Origin of the sequence: Roseobacter sp. GAI101 (assembly GCF_000156335.1) — a bacterium.
Taxonomy (GTDB): domain Bacteria; phylum Pseudomonadota; class Alphaproteobacteria; order Rhodobacterales; family Rhodobacteraceae; genus Sulfitobacter.
Window position 1 is genome coordinate 269,577 of the sequence record NZ_DS999213.1, and the last position, 8,517, is coordinate 278,093.

At 61.2% G+C, this 8,517-nt stretch carries 8 protein-coding genes; 1 reads left to right on the forward strand and 7 read right to left on the reverse strand.

The annotated features are described in order from the left end of the window. Positions 1–41: 41 nt before the first annotated feature. The 7 genes from purF to alr form a co-directional block, all read right to left on the reverse strand. Positions 42–1,526, reverse strand: coding sequence for an amidophosphoribosyltransferase (gene purF / locus RGAI101_RS01235; protein ID WP_008226095.1), 1,485 nt, complete (start codon positions 1,524–1,526; stop codon positions 42–44). Positions 1,527–1,708: 182 nt separating this feature from the next. Continuing rightward, a complete protein-coding gene (locus RGAI101_RS01240; RefSeq protein ID WP_008226850.1) occupies positions 1,709–2,269 on the reverse strand; it encodes a CvpA family protein in 561 nt (186 codons plus the stop codon). Between the two features lie 28 nt (positions 2,270–2,297). After that, entirely contained in the window at positions 2,298–3,665 is a 1,368-nt protein-coding gene (gene radA, locus RGAI101_RS01245; RefSeq protein WP_008228065.1) for a DNA repair protein RadA, read from the reverse strand. Between the two features lie 104 nt (positions 3,666–3,769). Further along, positions 3,770–4,219, reverse strand: coding sequence for a paraquat-inducible protein A (locus RGAI101_RS01250; RefSeq protein ID WP_037227061.1), 450 nt, complete (start codon positions 4,217–4,219; stop codon positions 3,770–3,772). 86 nt (positions 4,220–4,305) lie between these two features. Next, positions 4,306–5,010, reverse strand: a complete 705-nt coding sequence (locus tag RGAI101_RS01255; protein WP_008228892.1) for an ABC transporter ATP-binding protein — start codon at positions 5,008–5,010, stop codon at positions 4,306–4,308. Then, on the reverse strand, positions 5,007–5,771 hold the full coding sequence (locus tag RGAI101_RS01260) for an MlaE family ABC transporter permease (RefSeq protein ID WP_008228885.1): 765 nt from the start codon (positions 5,769–5,771) through the stop codon (positions 5,007–5,009). The genes RGAI101_RS01255 and RGAI101_RS01260 overlap by 4 nt, the downstream gene beginning before the upstream one ends. Before the next feature lie 5 nt (positions 5,772–5,776). Continuing rightward, positions 5,777–6,811 carry an alanine racemase gene (gene alr / locus RGAI101_RS01265; protein ID WP_037228861.1) on the reverse strand — a complete coding sequence of 345 codons (1,035 nt, stop codon included), beginning with the start codon at positions 6,809–6,811 and terminating at the stop codon, positions 5,777–5,779. Positions 6,812–7,156: 345 nt separating this feature from the next. Between alr and RGAI101_RS01270 the strand changes: the two genes are divergently transcribed. Further along, positions 7,157–8,485, forward strand: a complete 1,329-nt coding sequence (locus tag RGAI101_RS01270) for an alpha/beta hydrolase family protein (protein WP_037227067.1) — start codon at positions 7,157–7,159, stop codon at positions 8,483–8,485. The last annotated feature ends 32 nt before the right edge of the window (positions 8,486–8,517 follow it).

Sequence of the window (8,517 nt, forward strand, 5' to 3'; positions counted from 1 at the left end):
GCCCTTGATGTGCCCTGGTAAGGGCTGGTTTGTCGTGGTGCCTATTCGGCCGCTGGCTTCATCTGGAAACCCTGATTGATCTGGTCGGCAGGTTTGACCGGATAGTCGCCGGTAAAGCAGGCGTCGCAATATTGCGGGCATTTGGCGTTGCGGCCTTCGGCCTCTCCGACCGCGCGGTACAGACCGTCAATCGAGATGAACTTGAGGCTATCGACTTGAAGATGCTCGCGCATTTCTTCTTCGGACATGGTCGCGGCCAGCAGCTTTTCGCGCTGCGGCGTGTCGACGCCGTAAAAGCAGGGCCATGCGGTCGGGGGCGATGCGATGCGGAAGTGGACTTCCTTGGCACCCGCGTCAAGGATCATTTCCTTGATCTTGCGGCTGGTCGTGCCGCGTACCACCGAATCGTCCACGAGAATGACCCGCTTGCCCTTGATCAGCGCACGGTTGACGTTGAGCTTGAGACGCACACCCATGTTGCGGATCTGTTCCGTCGGTTCGATGAATGTGCGGCCCATGTATTGGTTGCGGATGATTCCCATTGCATAGGGAATGCCCGATTCGAGGCTGAACCCGATCGCCGCAGGCGTGCCGCTGTCCGGGACGGGGCAGACCAGATCGGCGTCGACCGGGCTTTCCTTGGCCAGTTCGCGGCCGATGGCTTCGCGGGTTTCATAGACGGAGCGCCCCCCGATGATGCTGTCGGGGCGGCTGAAGTAGACGTGTTCAAAGATGCAGAACCGCGACGGCACGCGGCGGAAGGGGAAATGGCTTTCAACGCCCCTGGCGGTGATCACCACCATCTCGCCCGGTTCGATCTCGCGGACGAGTTCGGCACCGATGATGTCAAGCGCGCAGGTTTCCGAGCTGAGCGCCCAGCCGTCGCCGACCTTGCCCAGAACCAGCGGCCGCACGCCCAAGGGGTCGCGCACGCCGATCAGCTTGGTGCGGGTCATGGCAACGATCGAAAATGCGCCCTCGACACGGCGCAGCGCGTCTTCCATGCGTTCAGGGATGTTGCGCTGCAAGGACCGCGCCATCAGGTGGATGATGCATTCGCTGTCCGAGGAGGACTGAAAAATCGACCCGCGTTCGATCAGTTCGCGGCGCAGGGCGTTTGCGTTGGTGATGTTGCCGTTATGGGCAATCGCCGCCCCGCCCATGGCGAATTCACCGAAAAACGGCTGCACGTCGCGGATCGCCGTCTGGCCCTTGTTGCCGGATGTCGAATAGCGCACATGGCCGATTGCCAGTTCGCCTGGCAGGGTTTCCATGATCTTCTGCGAGGTGAAGTTATCGCGCACATAGCCAAAGCGACGGGCGGATTGGAAACCCGCTTCGGGATCGTAGCTGACGATCCCGCCGGCTTCCTGGCCGCGATGTTGCAGGGCGTGCAGCCCGAGGGCGACAAAGTTTGATGCGTCGGCTACGCCGACAACGCCGAAAACCCCGCATTCTTCTTTCAGTTTATCGCCGTCATCGGCGTCTCGCAGGTACGAGGAGTCAAAAGGATGTGCGGGGGGCATGATCTTGGACAACGGGGCAGCTCCGATTCCGGGGAAGAAGACACGCACTATGTAGGGTGTTGAGCAGGGGTTGTCACCCCGCTGTCACATTTAGAAGTGCTGAATGTTAAGGCACAGGCCTGAAACGGCAAAAGGGCCGCCCTTGGCAAAGGACGGCCCTTTCGGGTGAATTTGGTTCCGTTTCAGGTCGGTGTATCGCAGGCCCCGACAAGCGCTTCGTAGCGTGTGGTGATCCAGCCAAGTGCCGCTTCGGGGTTCTGTTCTTCGATCCGGTCGGTAAAGCGGCCAAAGACCTGTGCCGCGCGGCTGTCGTCCACGATCGTAAAGCTCTGGTCGGTGATGACCGTATCGTAAACGAAAAACGCGATTACGACGAGCAGCAGCCCACGGGCCACGCCGAACAAAAAGCCCAGCCCCTGATCCAGCCCGCCCAGTACCGACCGCTGCACGAGCGATGAAAACAGGGGTGTGAAGAGCGACACCACGATCAACGCCAGCGCAAAGACAATTGCGAAGGCCCCGATGACCGACAATTCGCAGCTGTCCGCGAGGAATTCCCCCACAACAGGGATTTCCGACACCAGCGGTTCGACCTGCGGCGCGAACAGAAATGCCAGCACTGCGGCGGCGATCCAGCCGACGATGGCCATCAATTCGCGTACCAGACCGCGCCCGTAGGCGAGAAGCGCAGACATGACTATGACAAGCGCCACAACCCCGTCAATAATGGTAAAGCCTTCCATGATAGTCTTGCCTTCCTCGTGGGGGCTATCAGCCAGCCCCGAAAATTTCGCCTACAAATCCGGTAAGATCGCTCATCGTGTTAAGCGCTATGCCGTTCTTGCCTACGGGTTTACCACCGGCAGGCGCTATGGCGCTGGTAAAACCAAGTTTCTGCGCCTCTTTCAACCTGTTTTCGGTCTGGGTGGCTGGTCTTAGGGCACCAGACAGGCTGATTTCGCCAAAAACCACGGTTTCGGCGGGTAATGCCACATCCTCTCGCGCGCTGAGCAAGGCGGCCGCCACTGCCAGATCGGCGGCGGGTTCCGAGATCTTCATGCCGCCCGCCACGTTCAGGTAGACGTCCAATCCGGCAAAAGGGATGCCGCAGCGGGCCTCGAGCACGGCAAGGATCATCGCCAGCCGTCCGCCGTCCCAGCCCACAACCGTGCGCCGCGCCTGGGAATGGGGGGAGGGTGCAACCAGCGCCTGCAATTCGCACAACACGGGCCGGGTGCCTTCGATGCCTGCGAAAACCACCGATCCGGGCGATGGTTCGCCGCGTTCGGACAGGAAATGTGCTGACGGGTTGGTGACTTCGGCCAAGCCCTGACCGGTCATCTCGAATACGCCGATTTCATCCGAGGGGCCAAAGCGGTTCTTTACGGCGCGCAGGATGCGGAACTGGTGGCCGCGTTCGCCTTCGAAATACAGCACGGTATCGACCATATGTTCGACGACACGGGGGCCGGCGATCTGACCGTCTTTGGTGACGTGGCCGACAAGAATCACCGACACGCCCGTGCGTTTGGCAAAACTGGTCAGTTCATGTGCCGATGCGCGGACCTGAGACACCGAGCCGGGCGCGCTTTCGACATTGTCCGCCCACATGGTCTGGATCGAATCGATGATCGCAAGGTCGGGGCGTTCGGCCTCGAGGGTGGTCAGGATGTCGCGCAGGTTGGTTTCGGCGGCCAGTTTGACCGGCGCATCCGCCAGCCCAAGGCGCTGTGCGCGCATCCGGACCTGGGCGGAGGCTTCTTCGCCGCTGACATAGATGGTTTTCAACCCGCTGCGGGCAAAATGGGCCGCCGCCTGCAACAGAAGGGTCGATTTGCCGATGCCCGGATCGCCGCCCACCAGAATGGCCGACGCCGCCACCAGACCGCCGCCCAGAACGCGGTCAAGTTCCGCAATGCCCGATTGGCTGCGCGGCGGTGGGGCTTCCTTGGTGCTGAGGTCGGTCAGGACCATCGCCGACCCGCGCTTGGTCCCCAGCGACTTGCTGGGTGGGCCCGCCGAAATGCCCTTGTCTTGCTGGATCGTGTTCCATTCGCCGCAGCCGTCGCAGCGGCCGGACCATTTGTTGTAAGTTGCACCGCAGGAGGTGCAGGAGAATGTGACGGGAGTTTTTGCCATGCGCCTTTCTGGCCGACCCCGCGGGCGAGGTCAAAGCAAAAGCGACGGGGCTGTCATGGTCTGCCGCGAGGGCAGCGTCGCAGGCATGGGGGTGCAGATGCGTCCTAGCGCGCTGCCCGCCTGTCTTGCAAAGTTTGCTGCGTTTTCCAACTTACCCACAGGGACGCGAGGATACAGCCGGTGAAAAGATAGAGGCCCCACGCGACCTCTAACCGGCCGATGCCGATGCCTTTGGCGATGGTTATGTATAGCGCGATCAGGAAGATATCGGCCATCGCAAGTTTGCCCATAAGCACGAGCGCGGGCATGGCGCGGGGGCCGAGCAAGTCAAACTGGACGAGGGCCAGCCCGATCGTCTTGAGCATGGGAGCTATCAGCGCAAAAACGGTGACAACCAGTGCCAGAAAGATGTCAGAGGCCCAAAGCGATTGCAGACCACTGAGAACGGAGATTTCAGTGAGCCCGAAAAGCGGCAACAGACCCGCGCGCAGCATGGGGGCGGCCCAGGCGATGGGGTAGAGGATAAGGAGGGACAGGTTCAGCGCGCGCAGCATGGGGGCTGTCTAAGGCAGGCGGCGCTCACGCGCCATTCGATATTTGCGATCTGCGGGGCGCAGATCGGTGCCTTCGGCGAGGATATTTAAGAGCCAGAGAAGAGGAAGGCGTTCAGCTTGCCATCTTTGGATTGGCGCATTTCGGCCGGCGTGCCTTGCCAGCGGATTTCGCCGGCGTCGAGGAGCGCGACGTGGTCTGCTATGGTGTGCAGCGTCGTCATGTCGTGGGTGATGGTGAGGGTGGTCGCGCCGGTTTCGAGCACGATGTCGCGGATCAGATCGTTGATGGCACGGGCCATGATCGGGTCGAGTCCTGTGGTCGGTTCATCGAAAAACAGTATTCTCGGGTCGGTGGCGATGGCGCGCGCAAGCCCTGCGCGTTTCTGCATGCCCCCCGACAGCATCGCGGGCAGGCGGTCGGCAACATCGGCATCAAGACCTACGCGGGCGAGTTTTTCAACTGCGATAGCGCGGGCCTGCGGTTTGGGCATCTGGCGCAGCAGCCGGAAGGCGACGTTCTGCCAGATGGGCAGACTGTCGAAAAGGGCGGCACCCTGGAACAACATGCCGAAATCATTCAGGAAGGCGGCATGGTTCAGGGGGGTGCCGTTTTGCGTGATGGTGCCGCCGTCTGGCGTGACGAGGCCCAGGATCGACTTCATCAGCACCGATTTTCCGCTGCCTGATGTGCCGATCACGACGGTTGACTTGCCTTCGGGCAGGGTCAGCGTGACGCCGCGCAGGACGGCTGTGCCGTCGAATGATTTGTGGATATTTGTGAGTGTGATCATAGGGCGAAAATCACGGCTGTGAGAATGAAATTGGCGGCGAGGATCAGGATTGCCGCCGCCTCGACTGCGGACTTGGTCGCGCGGCCTACACCGCGTGCGCCGCGTCCGGCATTCAGGCCGAAATAGCAGCCCATCAGTGCGGCGATCAGGCCGAAAGCCGTTCCCTTGATCAAGGATGACGCGATGTCGAGGGGTTCGAGGAAATTCACGGTGTTGCGCAGATAGGCCCCGGAACTGAAGCCCAGTGAGCCGGTGGCGACAAAATAGCCGCCCATGATGCCGATGATATCACCCACCGCCACCAGCAACGGCACCGCCAGCAGGGCGGCCAGCACCCGCGGCACCGTCAGATAGCGCATCGGGTCGGTGGACAGGGTTATCAGCGCATCAAGCTGTTCGGTGACCTTCATCGTGGCAATTTCGGCGGCGATGGCTGCGGTCACACGGGCGGCGACCATCAGACCGACCAGCACGGGGCCAAGTTCGCGCACCATTCCGATGGCGACGATCTGGGGCACCACGGCTTCGGCGTTGAACCGCGCGCCGCCGGCATAGATCTGCATGACCAGCGCGCCGCCGGTAAACAGCGCTGTCAGCCCTACCACGGGCAAGGACAGCCAGCCGATCTGCACCAGAGCGGTCCCGAATTGGCCCGCATAAAACGGTGGGCGAAAGATGTGGACCAGCGCGGAACAGGCAAAAAGGGTAACGCTGCCGATCGTTGCAAGGGCGGCCAAGGTCAAACGCCCAAGGGCCGCCAAAAACCTCACGTCAGATAGACCCGGTCGTAACGGGGGCCAAGCGAGGTCAGGATTTCATAGCCGATGGTGCCTGCAAACCCGGCAACCGTGTCAACCGACTGGTGCTGTCCGAGCAGTTGCAGGTGGCCGGGTGTATCCGTCAGGGTGGTGATGTCGACGGTGATCAGATCCATCGACACGCGCCCCACCACAGGCACCTTGGTCCCGTTATGGGTCATGGTCGCGCCATTGCCCATCGCACGGATCAGGCCGTCCGCGTAGCCGCCGGACACCGTTGCAATGCGCGACGGCCGTGGTGCGATCCAGCCGCAGGCGTAGCCGACAGAGCCGCCGGCAGGGACTTCGCGGACTTGGATGACTGGCAGATCCAGCGTCACGACCGGTTGCGCATCAACGAAAGGCAGACCGCCATACAGTCCGATGCCGGGACGGGTCAGACTGAAGTGATAGTCGGCCCCCAGCAGAATGCCCCCCGTCGCGCCAAGCGACAGCGGAATTTTAAGCCCCGCGGTCATATCGCGAAAGGATTTAAGCTGGGCTGCGTTCATCTTGTGGCCCGGTTCATCCGCGCAGGCCAGATGCGAGATGATCAGCCTTGGGTGCTGGCTAAGCGCGATGTCGCGCAGGGCACCCCATTCGGAGGCATCCATGCCAAGGCGATTCATCCCGGTGTTGAGTTGCAGGCCAAAGGGGTGGCCAGGCAGGGTTTCGACATGACCGATCAACTGGTCGACAGAGTTGATCATGGGGGTAAGCTGCGCTGACCTGATCTTTTCGGCGTCGCCCGGCATGTGTCCTGCAAACAAATTGATCGCGGGGCCGGGGCCCAGCACGCGACGCAGGGCCACGCCTTCCTTGGTGGTCGCGACAAAAAACTGGCGCGCGCCTTCCTGTGCCAAAACGGGGGCCACGCGGTCGATGCCCAGCCCGTAAGCGTCGGCTTTGACCACGGCACCGGTCTGGCCTTGGGACATGCGGTTGAGCATGTGCCAATTGGCGGCAATCGCGTGCAGGTCGATGGTGAGTGTTGCTGTTGTCATGAGCCGTGTTTTGACAGGATGGCAGCGCAGGTCAATGGGGGGTGCATCACGGTCCGCAGAATTATGCGCGGTTTCGCGTGCAAGGCTTTCATGCACAGCCCAATCACAGGGACTGCATGTGGCAAACAGCCGGATCCGACATAAAACCGCAATGAAACGGGGTGTAGGATTGCCGCAGGAAATCATGGTGGCGGGGTTCGGCGGTTTTGCGCTGGGCCAACGGCTGGATGCAAGTGCCGTTACGGCAATTTCGCGTTTTACTTGCATGGCAAGCTGAACACGGTAGCCTGAGCCTGACAAAAGTCAGGGTGCGAAAAAGTGCCCGATCTAACGGGAGGAGAACCGATGTTGACCCAGAGAAGCAAACTAACGCCAGTGTTGGCCGTCGTGGCGGGCTTTGCTGCGCCGATGGCCATGGCAGAAAACCGGATTGATACGCAATTGCCCAATGCGCCCAAGTTGGCCGCTTATGGCGACATGGCGGTCGGCGTCCGCCAGATCGAACTGTTGCATGCAGACCAGATCGACATTCTGTCCATCGACCCTGCCGCGCCAAAGCCCGACACGTTGCCGGTGTACGACCGGCCATTGACGGTCGAAGTCTGGTACCCGGCTGCCGACGGTGCGACGGGGGCGACTGATTTCAAGGCATTCCTGCGCGACGCCACCACCGAGGTGACGCTGAACGGTCAGGCGATGCGCGATGCGGACCCCGCGACAGGCACGGCCTATCCGCTGGTCATCGTATCGCACGGCTATCCGGGGAACCGTTTCTTGATGTCGCATCTGGCGGAAAACATCGCCTCCAAGGGATATGTCGTCGCGTCGATCGACCACACGGATTCGACTTATCGCACGCAGGCGGCTTTCGGATCGACCCTGGTGAACCGATCCCTTGATCAGCTGTTCGTGCTGGATGAAATGGCGCGGCTGTCCGGTGATGAAGCCTCTTTCCTGAACGGGTTGGTCAATGCTGATACCGCCGGCATCGTCGGTTATTCGATGGGCGGCTACGGGGCTGTCATCACCTCGGGGGGTGGCGTGACCGAAGCGTCGATCGGTTATACCTGGGGTGCACCACATGGCACGTTGGCGATCCATCAGGCGGGGTCGGACACCCATAACGCGCTGCCCGATCCACGCATCAAGACCGCCGTTGCGATCGGCCCCTGGGGCATGAACACCGGCTTTTGGGACGCCGAAGGGCTAAGCGGCATCAAGATACCGATGCTGTTCATGGCGGGGTCCGAAGATATGACATCGCTTTATGAAAAAGGTGTGCGGGCGATCTGGGAAAATGCCAGCGGTACCAACCGCAGCCTTTTGACCTTTGAAAACGGCGGCCATAATACCGCAGCCCCCATGCCGGCCCCTGAGGAATCTTTTCGCGATGACGAACGGCTGGGGTTCAACGTATCGGCGCACTACACCGATGCAGTCTGGAACACAGCGCGGATGAACAATATCGCGCAGCATTTCGTAAGCGCGTGGATGGATCTCTACCTCAAGGGGAATGAGACGGCAGGCGAGTATCTTGAGCTGGTTGAAAATTCCAACGATGGCGTCTGGTCAATGAACGAAGACGGCACGCCCAAGGAAGACCACAGCTATTGGAAAGGGTTCGCCAAGGATTCGGCCAAGGGTCTGAGGTTCGAAGTCAAAGCGCCCGAGTAAACCCATCTGCGCCCTGCAAGGAAAAGGCGGGC

Coding starts and splice junctions, on each gene's coding strand:
- RGAI101_RS01270 (WP_037227067.1), top strand. CDS start 7,157: ATGTTGACCCAGAGAAGCAAACTAACGCCAGTGTTGGCCGTCGTGGCG.
- purF (WP_008226095.1), bottom strand. CDS start 1,526: ATGCCCCCCGCACATCCTTTTGACTCCTCGTACCTGCGAGACGCCGAT.
- RGAI101_RS01255 (WP_008228892.1), bottom strand. CDS start 5,010: ATGATCACACTCACAAATATCCACAAATCATTCGACGGCACAGCCGTC.
- RGAI101_RS01240 (WP_008226850.1), bottom strand. CDS start 2,269: ATGGAAGGCTTTACCATTATTGACGGGGTTGTGGCGCTTGTCATAGTC.
- radA (WP_008228065.1), bottom strand. CDS start 3,665: ATGGCAAAAACTCCCGTCACATTCTCCTGCACCTCCTGCGGTGCAACT.
- alr (WP_037228861.1), bottom strand. CDS start 6,811: ATGACAACAGCAACACTCACCATCGACCTGCACGCGATTGCCGCCAAT.
- RGAI101_RS01250 (WP_037227061.1), bottom strand. CDS start 4,219: ATGCTGCGCGCGCTGAACCTGTCCCTCCTTATCCTCTACCCCATCGCC.